The organism is Pantoea sp. JKS000250, assembly GCF_003201065.1.
GTDB classification, from domain to species: Bacteria; Pseudomonadota; Gammaproteobacteria; order Enterobacterales; family Enterobacteriaceae; genus Pantoea; species Pantoea vagans.
In genome coordinates, this window is the sequence record NZ_QICZ01000002.1 from 245,293 (window position 1) to 264,768 (window position 19,476).

A 19,476-nucleotide genomic window follows, 5' to 3' on the forward strand; every position below is an offset into this window, starting at 1 on the left:
GCGGCCATTGATGCATCTGCGTTCGCACGCTGCTGTTGCTCGCTGGACCTTATCAGTCATAGCACCATTGCCTGGCACGCGCTGATTCAATCAGCATCCCGATAGTAAGAGGGATGGCCTCGCGCGGGTTTTCTGGATAGTAGAGGCTGAAAGTTACCTGGTCAGAATCCATTCCAAATGCATCGAAGACGTCCTGAAGGCATTCCGCAGCATCCTCCGGGTCCAGCTTCATGTCCAGATTGAGCGACATCTCAGGCGTGAGTGTTTTTTTCCGGAACGTAAGCAGGGAGCGGCCGTTCCATGGCTCGATGAGTGCCATTACGCGTGCCTGAGTATCATCTACCATATCTTATCCTCCCCGCGGGCGATGGCATTGTACAGTCTGACTGAATTGAAACTGATATCGGCAACGTCTTTGGCCAGAATCACCCAGCCCACAACGGGTATCGCCCGTCCGACAAAGGTGCTGAGCTTATGCGTAAAAAGAATACGCGCGGTCCGGGGCGGGTATCCCCCTACGATGGTGGGGAGCTTTATGCCGAAGGGAAACTTGGCTTTAGGGAACACCCTGCGTGCTGCCCGTGAGGCATAGGAGGTTCCCTTGAGAGCATCGCGCGGTTTGGTGCGGGTAGTCAGGACATTACGTCCGGACAGGATGGCCACGATTGCACCAAAGTCATCAATCCCCAGCTGTTCGGCCACTTCTTCACAGAAAATCATGAAAAAGAGCTCACCGGCGGTGAGGTTCGGTCTGCCTGCATAGAAATAGGTGTTGTTGAGTTCTTCGGTCGTGTCCACTGCCAGCTCCTGCATGTTCAGCTTCATTTATCGTCCTGACGCTTCTTGAACAATACCTTCCGCGTTCAGGCCTGACAACCTGTCAGGCACAGTTTAAGCAGATACGGTACTTCTGCCCTATCTCCCTGCAGTTAAAAGACACCAGTGTCAGACGCAGGGAAATGCAGGCATGTCTGGCTTCGCAGCAGCATCCCAGTACCACCACCACCCGGGCCCATATTCCGCCTCATAGTAAGCGGTTTTTACCTGCCTTCGCTGCAGGTACTCTGGCGAATTCATGCCAAACACTTCCATCGGCAGCACATCCACGCCAGGAACGTCCTTGAGCACAAAATCCGGAAACACATCTTCTTCACCGTCGTAGCGCAGAGGCTTAATGAAGGCGCGTTTTTCCTGCCACAGTTTTTCTTCGACAGCCCCCTCATAGCCGGAATCCAGCGGAATAAAGCGTGGGCTGACCGTCATCAGCGCCACATCGATCACGGTACTGCAGCTGGACGGCCGGGTACGCCCGTCTGTTTGTCTGAATGATGTTTCCGGCGGCTCTGTTTCAGCGATAATCACGACTTTCATCCCCCTGTGCCAGTCGCCAAGCTCGCGGCTGAAGCTACGCTCCAGGCGGTGACGAACGTCTTCAGGCAGAACCAAATCTGGAAAACCAGAAAACAGTCCCAGCGGCAGTATAGTCTTCCATCGTGCTTCACCGGCTTTACTCCAGCCAGCACAGAAACGATGATACGTCGCTATTTGTTCTTTCCTGCCGCTCTCAGGTATTCCCGGTTAGCGATAACCTGCAGCGTATCTTTAATGACCATGAGCAGCAGAGACTCTTCCAGCTGAACGCGACCGATGCGAATCCGGGCAGCCGTCTTCTGCAGGCGCCAGCTCACCCAGCCAGTGCCGCCGCAGCCGGCTTATTGGTGAAACTGTATGCTGTCTTAATGAGACTGCTTTCATCACCATCAATAGCTTCTGACACTCTTTTTAATGCATCTCTTTCAGCCATAAACGGTAAACCCACGCTGATTTCAGGAGCTGAGGAATAAGGCAAGACGGGCGCAGCAATAATGATGACCAGCGCGAAATTATTCGAATAATAAGATAAACACGCTCACCAGAAATCAGCGTTTCAGCAATTGCTGGCAGGCATGGTCATCCTGCGCGGCGCGCTGTTGCTCATCGGCTTTCAGTTGCTCCCAGCGGCCAATCACGCTGCGTCCCAGCCGCGGTTTATAGGCTATTTTCTGCAGCGCATAGTCAGAATTGCCGCCTTCAATAACATTTCGCATCTGCTGGTCGAACGGCTGCTGACCGTGGTGATCAATCGCGCAGAACACCGCGACGTAATACGCTTTGTCTTCCTCACTGTCATGCGGGACAAACCACCAGGCAGCGAGGGACAGGATCAGCAGCAGGGGAAGGATGAATTTTACTTTGGCCATTATGGTCACCGGGTGTGGTCAGTTAAGTCAGCCGGGTATGGCCAGACGCAGGGCGCGTATCCTGCCACAGATTCAGCTCAGCGTTAACCCCGTCCCTGTTTAGCCTGCGGGCGCTTCGATCAGCGTCTTGCCAATCTGTGCACCTGGCATCATCTGCTGCAATCCCGAGACCAGCTCGTCGCTGGCCTGTTGCAGCGCGGAGAGCGGCATAGCGGGCAGGCTTTCCAGTATAAACCACATCTGTTGCGCACTGGCATCCAGTCGGGTACGCACGCCCTGACGCCAGTTCCAGCGGCGGCAGGTTACACCCTGATCGTCGCGCCAGATCACTTCGCCCGGTTCCGGCGATTCATAAACGACTTCGCCCTCTTTGACGGTATCGAAACGTTCACTGCCGTCAGCAATCACCAGACGTGGCGCGCCTCTGTAAGCCGCAATATTCTCACCACCGACCGGCAGGGCGTAACGGAGGCTGATGGCATTGTAGAGATCGACAACCGGATCAATAGCAGGCAGTGTGCCATCCCGCAGCACCCGTTTACGCAATGCTTCAGCAGAACAGGGCGTTCGCTTCGCTTTGGCACCAAACGCCCTGAATACCTCGGCCCAGGCCGCAAGGTGCGCATCTGCCCAGACAATATCATCCTGTATGACCTGCTGGCATGCGCTTTTCAGTGCGTCGCTGGCGACTTCTGGTCGGGTAATGTATGTGGCTTCCACCGCAATGCTCATGGCACGAAAGCCGGGGGCGAGTGTGAAAATGGCCGGATCGATTGACGGATGAACGGATAACATCGGATACTCTCTCAGTGACTAATTTATTCCATAGTAATGACCGATGACCAAAAAAGTCAATATATCGACCGATGCAGGTGCTGATGTCGCCACTGTCAGTCAGGCAGTTTCAGACCGCATAAAAAGCTGGCGCAAAAGCCAGAAACTCTCGCTGGATGAGTTATCCCGCCGGGCAGGCGTCAGTAAAGGGATGCTGGTTGAAATCGAAAAGGGCGCTGCCAATCCCAGCATCGCCATTCTCTGCAAGATAGCTGCCGCACTGGGCGTCTCGGTAGCGGATATCGTTAGCATCTCCCATTCACCTGACGCCTGGCTGATTGAAAACAGCGAAATGCCCGTGCTGTGGCAGGGTGAGCAGGGCGGGAGTGCGCAGCTGCTGGCTGGTACCCGTGGGCCGGATATGATCGAGCTATGGCGCTGGCAGATGTTTGCAGGCGAGGCGTTCAGTTCCACCGGCCACTCGTCGGGTACGCTGGAACTGCTGCACGTCGAGCAGGGCACACTGGCATTAACCGTGGGTGAGCGGACTCTGGTGATTCAGCAGGGCTGTGCAGCGGTGGCCCGTACCGATATGCCCCATGCCTATGCCAGTGCCAATGACCAGCCCGTTATCTTCACCATGACGGTGGCGGAACTGCAGCGCTGACGGCGTTTTTATTCGGCTGTCGCTTCGCCGGGAAAGGCCAGCAGCAGCGTTTTCAGTAACCCCTCCAGTTCGGCGCGCTCTGATGCGGCCAGCGGTGCCAGCACCGCTTCCTGAATGGCGGTATGTGCACGAAGTGCCTGCTCAATCTGCTGCTGACCGTGCGGCGTCAGCCCCACCAGCATACTGCGCTTATCATCTGGTGCGGCAACACGTTCAATCAGGTGCTGCTGCTCCAGCCGGTTCAGGCGATTTGTCATTGCGCCGGAGGTCACCAGCAGCGACTGGTAGAGCTGCGTGGGTGACAGCCGATAAGGAGAGCCCGCCCGTCGCAGAGTCGCCAGCACATCAAATTCACCCTCCTGAAAACCAAACGGCGCCAGTGCCTCACTGCGCGCTTTAGCCAGATGTTTCATCAGCCTCAGCATCCTGCCTAAAATACGCATGGAAGCGGTGTCCAGGTCGGGCATGGCGTTGTCCCACTGGCTGACAACGAAATCAATATGGTCATGCATAAATCACCTGCAAATGTCGGGGTTATGTTGTCGGGTTGTGCTCAGCCTCTTAACAGTGGATGAAATTTATCTTAACGTTAAGATAAATAGTGACAGCACGGTGCTGTCATCGTCAATTTCTGGCTGAGCCTGCATGATGAAAATTTTCCCCACTCTGTTTGCCGCGATCGTTTTTCTGGTCGGACTCAATCTGCGGCCAATGCTGGCTATTATCGGCCCGCTGTTTCCGGTGTTGCAACAGCAAACCGGGTTGTCGGCGACGGCGTTCAGTCTGCTGACCGCACTGCCGGTGGCGATGATGGGGCTGGCGGCACTCTTCGGGCCGTGGCTGATCGCCCGCTTCGGGCCGGTAACCGGCATTGCCATCGGGTTGCTCTGTCTGACCGTGGCCTGCCTGTGGCGCGGCCTTAACCTGACCTCCGCTCAGCTGATGCTTACCGCGCTGGCCGGTGGCGCAGGCATTGGCGTAATCCAGGCAATGATGCCCGCGCTGATCCGGCAACGTTTTGCTGACGCAGCGGCGACGCTGATGGCGCTGTTCAGCACCGGGATTATGGCGGGCGCAGCGCTGACGGCAGCCAGTGCCGAACCGCTGTTTTCAATGCTGGGTCTGCAACCCGCGCTGGCGCTCTCCGGCGGGTTAACGCTGATAGCGCTGTTAATCTGGCTGAGTGCAGTCAGGCGATCGCCGCAGGTGAGCCTGGCGTCTGAGGCAATGACGCTGCCAGCACCGCGAACATTGCTGCTGACGCTCTTTTTCGGCATTGGCACCGGGGCTTACACGCTGGTTCTGGCGTGGCTGCCGCCATTTTATATTCAGCTGGGCTGGAGTGCGCGCCACAGTGGCTATCTTCTCGCCGCGTTGACGTTAACCGAAGTGGTGGCAGGCTTCATCGTCACAGCAACCTTACATCGCTTTCCCGATCGCCGTCCGCTGCTGCTCGGCGTGCTGGTCCTGTTACTGGCAGGGCTGCTAAGCCTTGTGTTTTACCCGAATACGATGCCGCTGCTCTCTGCGCTGTTGCTGGGTACGGGCATCGGCGCACTGTTTCCGCTGTCATTGATTGTTACGCTGGATCATGCGCGCAGCGCCCGGGAAGCGGCGGTTCTGCTGTCCAGGGTGCAGGGTGGCGGATACCTGATTGCGGCGCTGATGCCGCTGGTCGCGGGCTGGGTGCGTGACAGCGGCGCGTCTCTTAATCAGGCCTGGCTGATCATGAGCGCTGGCGTCGTATTGCTGATGGCGATGGCCTGCCGCTTCAGAGCGCAAAACAGGGCTGCCTGAACAAAGCCGTTGCCGTTCAATGGCGATCTGGCATGCTGGAATAAACCCCCTTGAACCGGAGTGCAGTGTGAAAGTTATTGGTCTGTTAGGCGGCATGTCTTGGGAATCTACCGCGCTCTATTACCGCATTCTCAATCAGCAGGTTAAACAGCAACTGGGTGGCCTGCACTCAGCGGAGCTGGTGCTCTGGAGCGTCGACTTCCAGCGCATAGAGCAGCTTCAGGCTGCGGGCGAATGGCAGCAGGCGGGCGAGATCCTGGCTGAAGCAGCACGCAATCTGGAACGGGCTGGCGCGCAGTTCATCGTGCTCTGTACCAACACCATGCATAAAGTGGCGGCGCAAATCAGCGCTGCAACAGGCATACCTCTGCTGCATATTGCCGATGCCACCGGACGCCGCATTCAGCAGGCTGGTATACGTAAGGTCGGATTACTGGCGACGCGCTTCACTATGGAGCAGGATTTTTATCGCGGGCGTCTTCAGCAGCAGTTCGGTCTTGAAGTGATGACGCCCGATGAAGCGGATCGTCTGTTTGTGCATGAGGTGATCTACCACGAGCTTTGCCTGGGCGAAATCATTCCCGCGTCGCGTCGTCGCTACAGGGAGATTATGCAGTCACTGGTGGCGCAGGGGGCTGAGGCCATTATTCTGGGCTGCACCGAAATTACCCTGCTGGTTGATGCCTCCGATGCCAGCGTGCCGCTGTTTGATACCACGCTGATCCACGCGCAAGAGGCCGTTATCCAGGCGCTGACTTAACATTCATCCTCAACAGGGGAATCGCATGAAAATAGATAATCTGCCGTTTGGCCTGACGCAGTGGGATCAGGTTGCAGAGACGATTCATCCCGGCGAACAAGGGCAGGCGACCTGGCGAACCATGAAATTTAACGACATCCGGGTTCGCATGGTCGACTACTCGCCAGGCTATGTCGCCGACCACTGGTGCACCAAGGGTCATATTCTGCTCTGCATGGCGGGCGAGTTGCACACTGAACTGGCAGATGGCCGCCGTTTCGTGCTGACTCCGGGCGTGAGCTATCAGGTTGCGGATGAGGCTGAACCGCATCGTTCTTTTACAACGACAGGTGCGCAACTCTTTATCGTCGACTGAATTTGTTATCTGCTTTAGCAGGGCTCGCCCGGTGGTGGATCATCGCGTCGTTGACACTTTTAAAAGTAAACTGAATCTGCTTTATAAAAATCAGCAAAATTAATGGCTTATTTCATCAGAGTTATCTGGTTCTGACAGGAATAATTCCCCTCAGGTTGTATGCTTGAAGCCTTATAAGAACGTTTTGCATTCACCTGATGTGGGGAAGCCTGTGCTGATAAAAAAGAAGAAAGTTCGTTCACATACCGAAGACCGACTGCTGGCGCTGGTGCTGGCGACCACCGCTGGCATCCTTAATGCCATGGCGCTGGGCGCGTTCGGATTTTTCCCGTCGCATATGACCGGTAACACCTCGCAGATATCTCAGGAAGTCACCACCAGCGATCTTCACACTATGCTGTTTTTGATGGCGCTGATTGTTGCCTTTGTACTGGGCTGTACCGTAGCCCGGCTGGCGGTAGTGGTGGGGATCAGGCATAAGTTACGCACCATTTTCTGTCTGATTATTCTGGCAGAAGGCGCGGCGCTGACGGCAGCATCGATCTTTGAGATCGTGTTCTACCGGCCAAGCTTTAACGGGGAAGTTCTGATAATGCTGGGCTTTTTGATGGGTATTCACAATGCGACCTCGACGCAGCTCTCCAATGGCCGCGTCAGATCGACCCATATTACCGGCACGCTGACCGATGCGGGCATAGCGCTGGGGTCGTGGATTTTTGCGCATACGTCTCATGCTGTGCATCTGGAAACCGACGATCGTCGCTTCTTCCAGAAGGTTCTTCACACCCATCTGACCACGGTATTCTCCTTCCTGAGCGGTTGTATCGCCGGGCTGCTGCTGTTTAAAACCTATGGATTTAACGCGATGGTTGGCCTGGGTGTGTTTCTGATGCTGGTAGCACTGACGGCCATTGCCGTTACCGTGCAGCGAACCCGCAGAAGTCTTTACTGATATTCCGGCCCGCTGCACATCGCACAGCGGGCCGGTCGCTTACTGCTGTGTGCGGGTTGGCCGCACGACAATCTCGTTTACATCCACCTCTTCAGGCTGCTCAATCGCATAGCGCACGGCGCGGCCAATGGCATCCGGTTGCAGCACGATAGCGCGATAATGCTGCATCGCCTCGGCAGCTGTCGGGTCGGTAATCGTTGAGGCCAGCTCGCTCTCGACCACACCGGGATGGACACAGGTCACACGCAGCTGACTGTTCTCCTGCCGTAAACCGTCAGAAATCGCCCGCACCGCAAACTTGGTGGCACAGTAAACTGCCGCCGTGGGCGACACGGCCAGCGCACCGATTGATGCGATATTGATGATGTGTCCGCGCTGGTGGGCAAGCATGGTCGGCAGCACCGCCGCGATGCCATAGAGCACGCCTTTGATGTTTACATCGATCATCTGATCCCACTCTTCGACCCTGAGCGAAGCCATGGGTGACAGGGGCATAATCCCGGCATTGTTGATCATCACATCAACCCGTCCCCACTTCTCCAGCGCAAACGCCACAAACTGCGCCACATCTTCGCGGCGCGTAACGTCCAGCGCTTTAATCGCCACCTCAGCGCCATTAAACCGCAGCTCCTCAGCCAGCGCGGCCAGACGACTTTCGCGCCGCGCGCCCAGTAATAGAATGGCATCGGTTTTTGCCAGTTCACGTGCGATGCCTGCACCGATACCGCTTGAGGCACCGGTAATTAAAATCACTTTCTGCGTCATTTTGTCTCTCCAGTCAGGTTGGCACTGGCGATCATACGGCGGCTGGATTATAAAGATAATCCACCTGACGCTTTACGGACTGGTAACCAAAACTGACCAATGAATGCGGACAAGAATGCCCTCGAAGTTTTTGTGATTGTGGCGCAGACCCGAAATTTCCGTCTGGCAGCGGAACAGCTTGGCGTAACCCGACCGGCGATCAGCCAGAGTCTGCGGCGTCTGGAAGATCGGCTTAACATCTCGCTGATGCAGCGCACCACGCGCTCAGTTCAGCTGACAGAAGCCGGACAGCGGCTCTATGCGGAAGTGGCTCCGGCCATCAACCAGCTTAACCGCGCCGTCACCGATATTGCCGAGCTGGCGGCCGAGCCGCGTGGTCAGTTGCGGCTGGCGATCTCCTCGATTGCTGAGCGGATGCTGGGAGGCGAACTGCTGGCGAGCTTTATTACCGCCTACCCGCAGGTAGAGCTGGATATCACCGTGACCGATGACGAGTTTGATATTGTCGGGCAGGGCTATGACGCAGGCGTGCGGCTGGGCGAGGTGATCGCGCAGGATATGATTGCGGTGCCGGTCTCCACTGCGCAGCGTCAGGTGGCTGTAGCATCACCCTCTTATCTGGCGCGTGCAGGCACGCCACAGCATCCTGAAGAGCTGGTCACTCATCGCTGCATCGGCTGGCGGAAAGGGCCAGGCCTGGCGCCTTATCGCTGGGAGTTTGCTGAGCAGGGACGGGAGTTTGATGTTGCCGTCAATCCGCAGCTGACTACCAACGACATGGGGGTGATGATCCACACCGCCTGCGCCGGGGGCGGCATCAGCTTTGGCATGCAAGAGACTTTTCAGCCCTACATTGATCGCGGCGAACTGGTGACGGTGCTGGATGAGTGGTTACCCAGCTTTGCCGGGTTTTATCTCTATTTTCCCAGCCGTAAAAATCTGGCCCCTAAACTCAGGGCGTTGATCGATCACGTCAGGCTGTGAGAAAGGCCTCCGGTTAGTCAGCGCGGATAGTGGTGATCGCTGACCAACCTGAGCCGGTCAACCGGAGAGCCATTCAGAGACTCCGCAATCGCAATCTACGTCATAGTGTCATGCGGGGTTACGGGGTGTCAGTGCTTCAGGCTGTCATGTTGTATCGGGTGATGATATTGATTTTAGAGTAGGGCGCAGGCGGTTCGGAGGCGGGCATAAAGCCATGAAACTCCAGCAGTGTTCTGAAAGCGTGTAATGCGTCGAGTTGTAAATTGTGCTCGATCAGCGCATCAATCTTACCCGCCTGCAGCAGGGAACAATTCTCCTGATCGAGATCGTGACCAATACAGGCGTTCACATGCCGCTTTTGTTCGGCAAACGCGCGCAGGATACCGGGATTACCGCCGCCGACCGTATAGACCGCGTCCGTGTCCGGATGGCTCTGCAGAAACTGCGTCACCGACTGATGCATCCGCGCGTCAATGCCATAACCACCCGCCACCACGCTCACCTGATGCTGAGGTGCAAACTGCTGCATCGCACGCTGAAAACCCTGGATTCTCTCCTGTTCACCCATGAAATCGTGACTGCCGGTCACCGCCACAATATGCGAACGGCTGACCCGCAGCCATTTTGACATCAGAAAAGCCGCCACCTTACCGGCATCAAAGTTATCCATGCCGATATAGCGCAGGCGCGCACTGCCGGGTAAATCGCTCATCATGGTGACCACCGGAACGCGTTGTTTCAGGAGCGATTCAATAGTGGGATTCAGCTCATCGGAACAGGCCGCTTTCAGAATGACACCGTGACTGTGAAGCGCTTTTTTGTTCAGCAGCGCATTAATGGCCTCCGCTGTGAGATTCGCGCCAAAGTGGAAACGCAGCTGAAGTCTGAAAGCAGCAAAGCTGGCGATCTGACTGCTGAGCGCTTCACGTATCAGTGGCTGAAAGCGGTCAGGGGTATGCATGATGACGTCGAAGTAAATCGTTCTGCCTTTGGCGAGCCCGGCTTTTTGCATCAGTTCCAGGTCCGCTATCGCCTGCTGAATCCGATGCTGAGTGCGCGCGTGAACGTTGCCGCGCTGATGCAGGGCACGATCGATAGTGGCAAGGCTAAGCCCCGATTGGGCAGCGATCTGTTTGAGGGTGAATTTAGCCATGCAGGACTCGCGACAGCAGAGGATAACCAGAGTTTTATCATAATACTGGCTAACTGCTTTGCTTCAACAGAAACACGTTGTTCAAAGCATCGCTGGCTGGCAGCGTGAAAAATGCGGCACCGGGGACAGGAATAACGGATTTTATAAACCTCAAACTCAGGGTTCCGTTAAACGATATAAATGATCGGTTCACTTCCGGTATTTGCAAAGTCATATTCTGGTAGTGATGACACTCTTTTGACTATTTACTGGTAAGCACAGGGTGCTGACTTAAATAACGTCAGTTCAAATCCTGTGCTGGGTAATTTATAGCCTGTTTGCCGCTTCGCTTATATTTCCGTTAAGACGGCTTTTTTGTTTTTTCACACCCGATAATGTTAGACTGTATATGCATACACCATCGGGAGGTCGTGTGAAGTACGACAACGATAACGAGATCCGTGCACTGGTTGGCGCGGTCGTCAGTGATTTGATCAAGGCGGGAGAGCCGGTTCATTTTCACGACATTACGGACGCTCTGTTTCGCCTGAGCGAAGAGACGCGTGACAGCAAACTGAAAGCATTGTGCCAGGAAGCAATTGGCTTTTTTACCCGCAAAATGCATTAAGGTTGATGGCGCCGATGGCGGGCGCCATCCAGAACCTTCCCCCCTCCAGCCATCACTCCGCAGTGCCGCCTTAACTGAGAATAAGACGCAGTAAACAGAGCTTAAAATATTTTAACTGAAGAGTTTTAATATCAGCGCAGTTATATTTCTGTTTTTTAAAATTTAGTCAGAATTACCTTTTTTAGCCTGAAATGACAACGCAGTAATTAACTGCATCGGCCAGAATCTTTATTCAGAATAAATGCTTCCTAAGATGTTAATCTAAGGTATTAATGGAAACGCCTGCAATATCAGCGTGCTGAGGCAGCGTTTTCTTCTGCTTCAATTGTTACTTATACAGTTCTGACTATGTTTGATTTGAAAAATGATTATGACCGGGAGAATATCCTGCGTTGCCGGGCAGACGACGTTCCAGTGCCAGCACGGAATTTACCATCGCTTCTGCCAGCTTCATCACCCCATCTCACACGGGTAACACAACGAGATCAGCTGGCTGCGACATTCCAGGGGATGTCGCAGCCAGTTGAGCACCCGTTAATGTCCGCTCAGGCGGTGCACAGACTCTGCACCTGAATCTGATCCTTTCTCCTGTGCGGAACGCCAGAAATGATGGCCGTTTGTGTCACCGGCCATCATCGTTCAGGCCTTTACGCTCTGTTTCAGCAACGGCTCAGTCATCGGTTGAACGCGTGAGATTCTCCCAGCGATCGATTTCCTGACGCATTGCCGCAAGTTTTTGCCGTACCAGACTCAGGGCATCACTGCCTAACAACAGATGCGCGGGTGGGTTCGGGCTTTCCAGCAATGCCAGCATAGCCTGAGCAGCCTTTACGGGATTGCCGGGTTGTTTCCCGCTTTTTTCCTCCCGGGCCTGACGAATGGGCCCGAACAGGGTGTCATAATCCGGAATAGTGCGGGCGCTGCGTACCATCGAACGTCCCGCCCAGTCGGTGCGGAATGAGCCGGGTGCCACGGCGGTGACGTGTATGCCGAACGGAGCCAGCTCTTTGCCCAGCGTTTCTGAAATACCCTCCAGCGCAAACTTGCTGCCGCAGTAGTAGCTGATGCCGGGCAAAGTAATGAATCCGCCCATCGAGGTAATATTGATGATATGCCCGCGACGGCGTTCACGCATACCCGGCAGGACCGCTTTGGTCATTGCCACTGCGCCAAAAACATTCACGTCAAACTGGTGGCGCATTTCTGCCAGGGAGGATTCTTCCATAATGCCCTCATGGCCGTAACCTGCGTTATTCACCAGTACATCTATCTGACCGACTGTGGACTCAACCTCACTGACAACTTCATCAATACGCGCAAAGTCCGTGACATCCAGCAGGTGGCCCACGGCACGCTGTGCATCAAGCGCCTCAAAAGTTTGCAATGCTTCGCGGTTACGCACGGTACCAATGACCCGATGCCCGGCATGGAGGGCTTCGCGAGCCAGTGCCAGACCAAAGCCACTGCTGACGCCAGTAATTAAGATTGTTTTTAAAGATGACATAAATGAACTCCCATGAACCGTTGAGATTGCATGGTATTCTCACTGCTGATGCATTTTCAGGCCGTATCTTCTCATTTTTTTGCCTGATCTTATGAGGTGCTGTGATGTCCGGAATGATTGCACTGATTAAAGCCCTTGCGACGCATGAAGGGTATAACCTGACGGCCTTGCCTGGCGTACGAATTCTACGCGCCGATCGTCCTCTTGCCAGAACACCCGTGCTGTATGATCCGGGCATTGTGATTGTCTGTCAGGGCAGCAAACGGGGTTACTTTGGCCAGCAGACCTATTTATATGATGAGCAGCACTACCTGGCGGTCTCGGTTCCGGTGCCGTTTACCATGGAAACCGACGCGTCAGCAGAGCATCCTCTGCTGGCTATTTACCTGCATCTGGATTTTCAGCTCGCGGCTGAACTTATCCTGCAGATCGACCAGCATGATGCTTCACATCCTCCCGCCGCGCCGCAGAGTATGATGTCGAGTCAGATGGACTACACGGTTATGGGCGCCGTATTGGGTCTGCTTGAAGCCCTGAACAGTCCGCTAGAAACCGCGATACTCGGACATGCACGACTGCGTGAACTCTACTTCCGTGTACTCACGGGCGAACAGGGCAACGCCATGCGTGCCGCGCTGGCTATGCAGGGGCAGTTCAGCAAAATAGGGAAAGTGGTAAAGCATATCCACGCCACCTATGCAGAGCCGTTGACCCTGACGCAACTGGCAGGGGAAGCGGGCATGAGCATCCCGGCCTTTCATCTTCACTTTAAAGCTATTATCAGAATGCCGCCGATGCAGTATGTGAAATCGGTACGCCTGCACCAGGCGCGCATGATGATGGTACGCCAGCAGATGACCGCTGACGCGGCAGGCTACGCTGTGGGCTATCAAAGCGCGTCGCAGTTTAATCGTGAATTCAAACGCCTGTTTGGTCTGCCCCCGGCAGAGGAGATAAAACGCATGCAGCGTCACTTCTCTGTTCCGCCCGTGCAGCAAACGCCGGTATTTGTATCATCACATTAGTAAGGAGAGAGTGTGATCTGTTACCAGTAAATAAATAACATTCGCGCGGATTATTACCCAGCAGAGGGATACGAGCGTCCTGGGGAGGCTGAGAGGGTGATTTTGCTCGGGAAAGCATGGCTACGCCAGGGCTGTTTATGGCCATTGCGGCCGGCAATATGACTTGCAAATACGGTTGGGCGTTTAGTACTCACCAGATGGGGTATAGCTCTTCGTCAAAAATTACCTGAAAGCAGAGCACTCATCTCACTGAGCCTGCGTTATCACCGATAACGCAGGAGAGGTAATCAGATATCACTATCGTCAGGTGTGCGGCCAACGACAATTTCCAGCGTTCTGCGCAACACATCTAGTCTGATCACGTCGGAAGTGCATTCCAGTTCGGCGATCAGATAAAGAATTATCGCTTTGTTAGTCACACGTCCCTGATCAGCCACGATGTCACGAATTACTGCGCCCAGCAGTTCGGTTTCCGGTGCCAGCAAATCGCCTTCACTACGAAAATAATCAATGATGGATAATTCTGATGAAGAGTGTTGCATGATTTTTCTTTCTCTGAGGAAAATTCGTTATACGCAATGGGTGAAGTCAAAAACGAGTGTAGACGCTGTTTTCGTTTTGCCCAGCCAGCCAAAAAAATTTCGCTTAAAGGCTGCCGCTTCGCTTATTGCCAGCCGTGTCTGACAGGCACGCAATACCCTTTATCAGTGCTTCTTAGACCCATCAGGTGGGCCATCGCTGTTCATACGGTGCGCCGTCTTATCACGTTCAGCACTCTCGCCCTGCGCACGTTTACGCGCGGCGACCATGCCATTTCGAACTTCAGTGATGGCTTTGCGAATCACAGACACTTTTGAGTCGTCATCGGCATTAGCAGCCATGAGTTCAAGCTGTGCGATTAAGGCGTTACTCGACACTGGTTTGTCTGACTTGAGCAATGTCAGTACGGCTTCACCGATCATGACATCTGTCAGTTTCTCATCTTCACTTCTGTACATACTGGCTTCTCTGATTACGAATCAATGGCCATGCTGCGGGTCCGTATACGTCAGCGGGTGCAACTTGTTGCACCAGATACGGCTAAGCAGTACTGGGCTTCGTTCCTGTGGGTAAATCTTCCTGAATGTTGGCTAAGAGCAGGCGACGATAGAAATATCTGAAGCCGTAAGCGGGTATTAATCTTCGCGACGAAAGAGCATCGCGATTAATTCATGCAAATGGCTCTCTTCTTCTGGCATCGCAGCCAGTTCAAGGCGGCTCAATAATTTGCTGCAAATTGCTTTACGACTGAGGCTATGACCTGCGCGCAGAATTTCGACTACTACCGAGCCCAGTGTTTCCTGTTGCGAAGGTGAGCTGGCCTGATTGAAGTAACGGGCAATATCGCTGATCGTTTCCGGGCCTTGTCCGTTCTGACGCATGGTGATTTCCTCAGATGGTGAAAATGTATAGCATTCCTGATGCGCAAGTTATACATCTTTTTAAAACTTGTACAGGATTTTGGATTTTTGGAATGATTTTTTTTATGCAAAAAGTGCTAAAGCTTTTAAAACATGGAGTTACGGGGAGGTGGTTACGAGGTGAAAATTGTACCATATTCCTGTACAACAACAAGCCCTCCGGTGTTCCGACCTGATTATTCAGGCCGGCAGAAGGTAAGCAGTTTTGTTAATGCTTGAAGAAAATATCATCAGCAGAGGCGCTGATAGCCGGTTCGATACCCGCATTTCTTGATAGCCAGTTTGCCGGACCGGTAGTGCGTGAACCAATTGTTTTGAATCCCGTCAACCATTGACGTGCAGTTTGCATCTGCTCAAGGCGATACTCATTCACTTCAGAGGCAGCCATAACCTGTAGCTCTTTAATCAGCAGTTCAACGTTCACTTCCTGACCAGCATTAAACAGGTTCATTGCGGCTTCGCCAATGATGACATTCGCTTTTTCGTCGCTGGAAAAATACAAAATATCCTCCTGGGTGATTGCGGTAAGTAACATTAACTGTAGCAAAAAAATTCATCAGGCTTAATTAATTCGTCCTATCAATAAGATTGTTTTAATTGTGAAAATGCTGCATCTGTTGCGTGAGTGTTGTCCGGTAACGCAACCTCATTTTGTGGATGGCAAAGCGTAGTTGAATGCTATTTTTATGCCATTACTACTTTTCTCATATTGTGAGACTGATTCAGGCAGTAGAAAAACCCGCCTTTCGCGAAGCCATAAGCGGGTTGAATGACACAACTCATCAAAATTATTCTTATTTATATCAGAGAGTAACTGAGCTGATTTACAAAAGCTGACACCTGAACCTGAATGCTGAAGAAACTTCACATCTTCCTGCTGTTCGTAAGGTATAGCCTGTGCTATAAAAAATAGCCTATGCTAATTGTGTACTGTTTTTAATCATCTCTGGAGCTCGCCCAATGGTCCCGATAAAAAAGTTCACCACGCTGTTACTGAGCGCACTGCTCATGAACCTGATGGCGAGCAGCAGCTATGCAGCAGAAAAATTTAAGATAGTGACAACGTTTACGGTGATAGCTGACATGGCTGAGAACGTGGCTGGCGATGCCGCAGAGGTCACCTCTATTACTAAGCCCGGTGCTGAAATACACGAATATCAGCCCACGCCCGGTGACATCCGGCGGGCGCAGGGTGCGCAGTTAATTATGGCGAACGGGCTTAATCTGGAACGCTGGTTTCAGCGCTTTTATCAGCATCTGGACGGCGTCCCGGAAGTGGTGGTCTCCGCTGGTGTAACGCCGATGGGCATTGGCGAAGGGCCCTATAATGGTAAACCGAATCCGCACGCCTGGATGTCACCGGACAATGCGCTGATCTATGTCGATAACATCCGCGATGCGCTGGTGAAATATGACCCGGTGAACGCAGAGACCTACCGTCAGAACGCTGCCGCCTATAAGCAAAAAATTATCGCGGCACTGGATCCACTGCGCCAGCAGATTGGCGCTATTCCTGAGCAGAAACGCTGGATGGTGACCAGTGAAGGCGCGTTCTCCTATCTGGCGCGTGACCTGGGCATGAAAGAGCTTTACCTGTGGCCGATCAATGCTGACCAGCAGGGTACGCCGCAGCAGGTGAGACGCGTGATTGACCAGGTGAAGAAAAATGCCATTCCGGCGGTGTTCAGTGAAAGCACCGTGTCAGATAAGCCCGCCCGCCAGGTCGCGCGGGAAACCGGTGCCCATTACGGTGGTGTGCTTTATGTCGACTCCTTAAGTAACGCGGAGGGACCGGTGCCAACCTATCTTGATCTGCTCAAAGTCACCACGGAGACACTGGTGCAGGGCATTAAAGCGGGAGAGAAAGCGCAATGACAGACACCATTGTGGTTTCAGGCGTTACGGTAACCTGGCGCAACGGACACACTGCGCTGCATGATGCCAGCTTCAGCGTGCCGGGCGGATCGATCGCCGCGCTGGTGGGCGTTAATGGCTCCGGCAAGTCAACCCTGTTTAAAGCGCTGATGGGATTTGTGCGGCTCGCCAGCGGCAGCATCTCGGTACTGGGGATGCCGACCCGCCAGGCGCTGCGCCAGAGTCTGGTCGCCTACGTGCCGCAGTCGGAAGAGGTGGATTGGTCGTTTCCGGTGCTGGTGGAAGATGTGGTGATGATGGGGCGCTACGGGCACATGGGGCTGCTGCGCCGGCCAAAGTCGCATGACCAGCAGATTGTCAGTGAGGCGCTGGCGCGGGTCGATATGCTGGATTATCGCCATCGTCAGATCGGCGAACTCTCTGGCGGGCAGAAGAAAAGGGTGTTTCTGGCGCGTGCGATTGCGCAGCAGGGCAGCGTGATCCTGCTGGACGAGCCGTTTACCGGCGTGGATGTTCAGACAGAGGCCAGCATCATCAGCCTGCTGGGGGAGTTGCGTGATGAAGGCAAGACTATGCTGGTCTCCACCCATAATCTGGGATCGGTCACAGAGTTCTGCGATTACACCGTAATGGTAAAAGGCACCGTTCTGGCCAGCGGCCCGACCCGGACTACGTTTACCGCCGCTAATCTTGAGCGCGCGTTCAGCGGGGTATTGCGTCATGTGATGGTGAAGGGGCTGGACGATCAGATCATCACCGATGATGAACGTCCCTTTATTGCACCTCATGCCGCACGGGAAGAGGGGAGCTAAGCATGGCGCTGTTACTGGAACCTTTTGGTTATCACTACATGCTTAACGCGATGTGGGTCTCCGCGATGGTGGGCGGACTCTGCGCGTTTCTCTCCTGCTATCTGATGCTGAAGGGCTGGTCACTGATAGGTGATGCGCTTTCACACTCTATTGTACCAGGCGTCGCGGGCGCTTACATGCTCGGACTGCCGTTTGCGCTGGGGGCATTTCTTTCCGGCGGGCTGGCAGCGGGCAGCATGCTGTTACTCAATCAGCGCACCCGCTTAAAAGAAGATGCGATCATTGGCCTGATCTTTTCCTCTTTCTTTGGTCTGGGCCTGTTTATGGTGTCGCTCAATCCGACTGCCGTGAACATACAGACCATTGTGTTGGGCAACATACTGGCGATTGCGCCAGCCGATATACTCCAGCTGGCGCTGATTGGCGGGCTGTCGATCATCATTCTGCTGCTTAAGTGGAAAGATCTGATGGTCACCTTCTTTGATGAGAATCACGCGCGCGCCATCGGACTCCGGCCTGAACGGCTGAAAATTCTCTTCTTTACGCTGCTGGCGGTCTCTACCGTGGCGGCGCTGCAAACCGTCGGCGCGTTTCTGGTAATTTGTCTGGTAGTGACGCCCGGCGCAACCGCCTGGCTGCTCACCGATCGCTTTCCGCGTCTGCTAATGATTGCTGTCGCGATCGGCAGCATCACCAGTTTTCTGGGTGCCTGGGCGAGTTACTACCTGGATGGCGCTACGGGCGGCATTATCGTGGTCGCGCAGACGCTGCTGTTCCTGCTGGCGTTTGTTTTTGCACCGAAACATGGCCTGCTGGCTAACCGGCGTCGTGGCCGCCATCACCCTGAAAAGGAGCCTGGCTGATGTGGATCCTTGACCCTTTCCGGTTTGCATTTATGAATGGTGCATTGCTTATCGCGCTGGTCGTGGCAATCCCTTGTGCGCTGCTGTCGGTGTTTCTGGTGCTAAAAGGCTGGGCGCTGATGGGCGATGCCATGAGCCATGCGGTATTCCCTGGCATCGTACTCGCGTGGATGGCAGGACTGCCGCTGGCGGTGGGCGCGTTTGTCGCGGGTCTGTTCTGTGCCGTCGCCAGTGGTTTCCTGCAGGACAACAGCCGCATTAAGCAAGATACCGTGCTGGGCATTGTCTTCTCCGGCATGTTCGCGGTGGGGCTAATCCTCTATATCGCCGTGAAACCTGAAGTGCACCTGGATCATATCCTGTTTGGGGACATGCTTGGCATCACCGGCGCAGATATCGTTCAGACAGCGATTATCGCGTTGATCATCGTTATGGTGATTGTGGTGAAGTGGCGTGATTTTATGCTGTTCAGCTTCGACCCTCAGCAGGCACAGGTCTCTGGCTTATCCGGCCGTCTGCTGCATTACGGGCTGCTCTGCATGGTCTCGCTGACCATTGTAGCGACGCTGAAAGCGGTGGGGATCATCCTGTCGATCTCCCTGCTAATCGCACCTGGCGCTATTGCGGTGCTGCTCACCCGTCGTTTTTCACATGCGCTGCTGGTGGCGGTTATGGTGTCGGCACTGGTATCGCTGAGCGGTGTTTATCTTTCGTTCTTTATCGACAGCGCACCTGCGCCGACGATCGTAGTGTTGTTTGCTGTGGTGTTTGTCGTAGCGATGGTCATTGCGGGACGTAAAACCCGGCAGCGGGAACGGCTGAAACATCGGTATACCGAAAAGAGCGCCTGCGGTGATAAACCCTCCTGATGCAATAATAGGGC

At 54.3% G+C, this 19,476-nt stretch carries 26 protein-coding genes; 12 read left to right on the top strand and 14 right to left on the bottom strand.

Features of this window, described 5'->3' with window-relative positions:
• Nucleotides 1-52: 52 nt before the first annotated feature.
• From BY447_RS20965 to BY447_RS20985, 6 genes are all read right to left on the bottom strand, one after another.
• Nucleotides 53-346, bottom strand: coding sequence for a DUF1493 family protein (locus BY447_RS20965; RefSeq protein WP_110332114.1), 294 nt, complete (start codon nt 344-346; stop codon nt 53-55).
• On the bottom strand, nt 340-798 hold the full coding sequence (locus tag BY447_RS20970) for an STM2901 family protein (RefSeq protein WP_110332288.1): 459 nt from the start codon (nt 796-798) through the stop codon (nt 340-342). Before BY447_RS20970 ends, BY447_RS20965 begins: the two co-directional genes overlap by 7 nt.
• A 147-nt stretch (nt 799-945) precedes the next feature.
• Complete coding sequence (locus BY447_RS20975) at nt 946-1,446, bottom strand: DUF1173 family protein (protein WP_323859520.1); 501 nt, start codon at nt 1,444-1,446, stop codon at nt 946-948.
• Between the two features lie 95 nt (nt 1,447-1,541).
• Nucleotides 1,542-1,688 (bottom strand): hypothetical protein, encoded by a 147-nt coding sequence (locus BY447_RS23570; RefSeq protein WP_323859521.1) that lies wholly within the window; start codon nt 1,686-1,688, stop codon nt 1,542-1,544.
• 231 nt (nt 1,689-1,919) lie between these two features.
• On the bottom strand, nt 1,920-2,240 hold the full coding sequence (locus tag BY447_RS20980; RefSeq protein WP_110332115.1) for a hypothetical protein: 321 nt from the start codon (nt 2,238-2,240) through the stop codon (nt 1,920-1,922).
• Nucleotides 2,241-2,339: 99 nt separating this feature from the next.
• Nucleotides 2,340-3,035: a B3/4 domain-containing protein gene (locus BY447_RS20985; protein ID WP_110332116.1), complete on the bottom strand. Its 696-nt coding sequence runs from the start codon at nt 3,033-3,035 to the stop codon at nt 2,340-2,342.
• A 43-nt stretch (nt 3,036-3,078) separates the two neighbouring features.
• On the opposite strand from BY447_RS20985, the gene BY447_RS20990 reads away from it, so the two are divergent.
• Nucleotides 3,079-3,681 carry a helix-turn-helix domain-containing protein gene (locus BY447_RS20990; protein ID WP_110332117.1) on the top strand — a complete coding sequence of 201 codons (603 nt, stop codon included), beginning with the start codon at nt 3,079-3,081 and terminating at the stop codon, nt 3,679-3,681.
• Nucleotides 3,682-3,689: 8 nt separating this feature from the next.
• Here BY447_RS20990 and BY447_RS20995 read toward each other — a convergent pair whose 3' ends face one another.
• Complete coding sequence (locus BY447_RS20995; RefSeq protein WP_110332118.1) at nt 3,690-4,193, bottom strand: MarR family winged helix-turn-helix transcriptional regulator; 504 nt, start codon at nt 4,191-4,193, stop codon at nt 3,690-3,692.
• A gap of 133 nt (nt 4,194-4,326) precedes the next feature.
• Here BY447_RS20995 and BY447_RS21000 point away from each other — a divergent pair, with 133 nt between their 5' ends.
• The 4 genes from BY447_RS21000 to BY447_RS21015 all read left to right on the top strand — a co-directional run bounded on the left by BY447_RS21000 (nt 4,327) and on the right by BY447_RS21015 (nt 7,545).
• Entirely contained in the window at nt 4,327-5,478 is a 1,152-nt protein-coding gene (locus tag BY447_RS21000) for an MFS transporter (RefSeq protein WP_416376695.1), read from the top strand.
• Between the two features lie 67 nt (nt 5,479-5,545).
• Nucleotides 5,546-6,238 (top strand): aspartate/glutamate racemase family protein, encoded by a 693-nt coding sequence (locus tag BY447_RS21005; protein WP_110332119.1) that lies wholly within the window; start codon nt 5,546-5,548, stop codon nt 6,236-6,238.
• Nucleotides 6,239-6,263: 25 nt separating this feature from the next.
• Nucleotides 6,264-6,593 (top strand): DHCW motif cupin fold protein, encoded by a 330-nt coding sequence (locus BY447_RS21010; RefSeq protein ID WP_013196468.1) that lies wholly within the window; start codon nt 6,264-6,266, stop codon nt 6,591-6,593.
• A gap of 211 nt (nt 6,594-6,804) precedes the next feature.
• Nucleotides 6,805-7,545: a YoaK family protein gene (locus BY447_RS21015; RefSeq protein WP_013196467.1), complete on the top strand. Its 741-nt coding sequence runs from the start codon at nt 6,805-6,807 to the stop codon at nt 7,543-7,545.
• A 39-nt stretch (nt 7,546-7,584) separates the two neighbouring features.
• Here BY447_RS21015 and BY447_RS21020 read toward each other — a convergent pair whose 3' ends face one another.
• Complete coding sequence (locus BY447_RS21020; protein ID WP_110332120.1) at nt 7,585-8,310, bottom strand: SDR family oxidoreductase; 726 nt, start codon at nt 8,308-8,310, stop codon at nt 7,585-7,587.
• 99 nt (nt 8,311-8,409) lie between these two features.
• Here BY447_RS21020 and BY447_RS21025 point away from each other — a divergent pair, with 99 nt between their 5' ends.
• Nucleotides 8,410-9,294: a LysR family transcriptional regulator gene (locus BY447_RS21025; protein ID WP_110332121.1), complete on the top strand. Its 885-nt coding sequence runs from the start codon at nt 8,410-8,412 to the stop codon at nt 9,292-9,294.
• A gap of 136 nt (nt 9,295-9,430) precedes the next feature.
• Here BY447_RS21025 and BY447_RS21030 read toward each other — a convergent pair whose 3' ends face one another.
• Nucleotides 9,431-10,447: a substrate-binding domain-containing protein gene (locus tag BY447_RS21030; RefSeq protein ID WP_110332122.1), complete on the bottom strand. Its 1,017-nt coding sequence runs from the start codon at nt 10,445-10,447 to the stop codon at nt 9,431-9,433.
• Between the two features lie 412 nt (nt 10,448-10,859).
• Between BY447_RS21030 and BY447_RS21035 the strand changes: the two genes are divergently transcribed.
• Nucleotides 10,860-11,054, top strand: a complete 195-nt coding sequence (locus BY447_RS21035) for a hypothetical protein (protein WP_033735335.1) — start codon at nt 10,860-10,862, stop codon at nt 11,052-11,054.
• Nucleotides 11,055-11,724: 670 nt separating this feature from the next.
• Here the strand turns inward: BY447_RS21035 and BY447_RS21040 are convergent.
• On the bottom strand, nt 11,725-12,558 hold the full coding sequence (locus tag BY447_RS21040; protein ID WP_110332123.1) for an oxidoreductase: 834 nt from the start codon (nt 12,556-12,558) through the stop codon (nt 11,725-11,727).
• A gap of 104 nt (nt 12,559-12,662) precedes the next feature.
• Here BY447_RS21040 and BY447_RS21045 point away from each other — a divergent pair, with 104 nt between their 5' ends.
• Complete coding sequence (locus BY447_RS21045; protein WP_110332124.1) at nt 12,663-13,583, top strand: AraC family transcriptional regulator; 921 nt, start codon at nt 12,663-12,665, stop codon at nt 13,581-13,583.
• A 287-nt stretch (nt 13,584-13,870) separates the two neighbouring features.
• On the opposite strand, the gene BY447_RS21050 is transcribed toward BY447_RS21045, so the two are convergent.
• From BY447_RS21050 to BY447_RS21065, 4 genes are all read right to left on the bottom strand, one after another.
• Nucleotides 13,871-14,125, bottom strand: a complete 255-nt coding sequence (locus BY447_RS21050) for a biofilm/acid-resistance regulator YmgB/AriR (protein ID WP_110332125.1) — start codon at nt 14,123-14,125, stop codon at nt 13,871-13,873.
• A 162-nt stretch (nt 14,126-14,287) separates the two neighbouring features.
• A complete protein-coding gene (locus tag BY447_RS21055; protein WP_013196458.1) occupies nt 14,288-14,581 on the bottom strand; it encodes a hypothetical protein in 294 nt (97 codons plus the stop codon).
• Nucleotides 14,582-14,758: 177 nt separating this feature from the next.
• Nucleotides 14,759-15,004 carry a regulatory protein YcgZ gene (gene ycgZ / locus BY447_RS21060; RefSeq protein ID WP_110332126.1) on the bottom strand — a complete coding sequence of 82 codons (246 nt, stop codon included), beginning with the start codon at nt 15,002-15,004 and terminating at the stop codon, nt 14,759-14,761.
• 247 nt (nt 15,005-15,251) lie between these two features.
• Nucleotides 15,252-15,590, bottom strand: a complete 339-nt coding sequence (locus BY447_RS21065; protein ID WP_323859522.1) for a hypothetical protein — start codon at nt 15,588-15,590, stop codon at nt 15,252-15,254.
• Between the two features lie 413 nt (nt 15,591-16,003).
• On the opposite strand from BY447_RS21065, the gene BY447_RS21070 reads away from it, so the two are divergent.
• Genes BY447_RS21070 through BY447_RS21085 form a run of 4 tightly spaced genes read left to right on the top strand, consistent with a single transcriptional unit; the run spans nt 16,004 to nt 19,462 of the window.
• Entirely contained in the window at nt 16,004-16,918 is a 915-nt protein-coding gene (locus BY447_RS21070; protein WP_110332127.1) for a metal ABC transporter substrate-binding protein, read from the top strand.
• On the top strand, nt 16,915-17,730 hold the full coding sequence (locus tag BY447_RS21075) for a manganese/iron ABC transporter ATP-binding protein (protein WP_110332128.1): 816 nt from the start codon (nt 16,915-16,917) through the stop codon (nt 17,728-17,730). The genes BY447_RS21070 and BY447_RS21075 overlap by 4 nt, the downstream gene beginning before the upstream one ends.
• Before the next feature lie 2 nt (nt 17,731-17,732).
• Nucleotides 17,733-18,593, top strand: a complete 861-nt coding sequence (gene sitC, locus BY447_RS21080; protein WP_033784842.1) for an iron/manganese ABC transporter permease subunit SitC — start codon at nt 17,733-17,735, stop codon at nt 18,591-18,593.
• Nucleotides 18,593-19,462, top strand: coding sequence for a metal ABC transporter permease (locus BY447_RS21085; protein ID WP_110332129.1), 870 nt, complete (start codon nt 18,593-18,595; stop codon nt 19,460-19,462). Before sitC ends, BY447_RS21085 begins: the two co-directional genes overlap by 1 nt.
• The last annotated feature ends 14 nt before the right edge of the window (nt 19,463-19,476 follow it).

Bases quoted from the DNA above. Each gene is read 5' to 3' on its own strand.
- BY447_RS20965 (WP_110332114.1), bottom strand. From the start codon at position 346: ATGGTAGATGATACTCAGGCACGCGTAATGGCACTCATCGAGCCATGG.
- BY447_RS20980 (WP_110332115.1), bottom strand. From the start codon at position 2,240: ATGGCCAAAGTAAAATTCATCCTTCCCCTGCTGCTGATCCTGTCCCTC.
- BY447_RS20985 (WP_110332116.1), bottom strand. From the start codon at position 3,035: ATGTTATCCGTTCATCCGTCAATCGATCCGGCCATTTTCACACTCGCC.
- BY447_RS20990 (WP_110332117.1), top strand. From the start codon at position 3,079: ATGACCAAAAAAGTCAATATATCGACCGATGCAGGTGCTGATGTCGCC.
- BY447_RS20995 (WP_110332118.1), bottom strand. From the start codon at position 4,193: ATGCATGACCATATTGATTTCGTTGTCAGCCAGTGGGACAACGCCATG.
- BY447_RS21000 (WP_416376695.1), top strand. From the start codon at position 4,327: ATGATGAAAATTTTCCCCACTCTGTTTGCCGCGATCGTTTTTCTGGTC.
- BY447_RS21010 (WP_013196468.1), top strand. From the start codon at position 6,264: ATGAAAATAGATAATCTGCCGTTTGGCCTGACGCAGTGGGATCAGGTT.
- BY447_RS21020 (WP_110332120.1), bottom strand. From the start codon at position 8,310: ATGACGCAGAAAGTGATTTTAATTACCGGTGCCTCAAGCGGTATCGGT.
- BY447_RS21025 (WP_110332121.1), top strand. From the start codon at position 8,410: ATGAATGCGGACAAGAATGCCCTCGAAGTTTTTGTGATTGTGGCGCAG.
- BY447_RS21030 (WP_110332122.1), bottom strand. From the start codon at position 10,447: ATGGCTAAATTCACCCTCAAACAGATCGCTGCCCAATCGGGGCTTAGC.
- BY447_RS21040 (WP_110332123.1), bottom strand. From the start codon at position 12,558: ATGTCATCTTTAAAAACAATCTTAATTACTGGCGTCAGCAGTGGCTTT.
- BY447_RS21045 (WP_110332124.1), top strand. From the start codon at position 12,663: ATGTCCGGAATGATTGCACTGATTAAAGCCCTTGCGACGCATGAAGGG.
- BY447_RS21050 (WP_110332125.1), bottom strand. From the start codon at position 14,125: ATGCAACACTCTTCATCAGAATTATCCATCATTGATTATTTTCGTAGT.
- BY447_RS21055 (WP_013196458.1), bottom strand. From the start codon at position 14,581: ATGTACAGAAGTGAAGATGAGAAACTGACAGATGTCATGATCGGTGAA.
- ycgZ (WP_110332126.1), bottom strand. From the start codon at position 15,004: ATGCGTCAGAACGGACAAGGCCCGGAAACGATCAGCGATATTGCCCGT.
- BY447_RS21070 (WP_110332127.1), top strand. From the start codon at position 16,004: ATGGTCCCGATAAAAAAGTTCACCACGCTGTTACTGAGCGCACTGCTC.
- BY447_RS21075 (WP_110332128.1), top strand. From the start codon at position 16,915: ATGACAGACACCATTGTGGTTTCAGGCGTTACGGTAACCTGGCGCAAC.
- sitC (WP_033784842.1), top strand. From the start codon at position 17,733: ATGGCGCTGTTACTGGAACCTTTTGGTTATCACTACATGCTTAACGCG.
- BY447_RS21085 (WP_110332129.1), top strand. From the start codon at position 18,593: ATGTGGATCCTTGACCCTTTCCGGTTTGCATTTATGAATGGTGCATTG.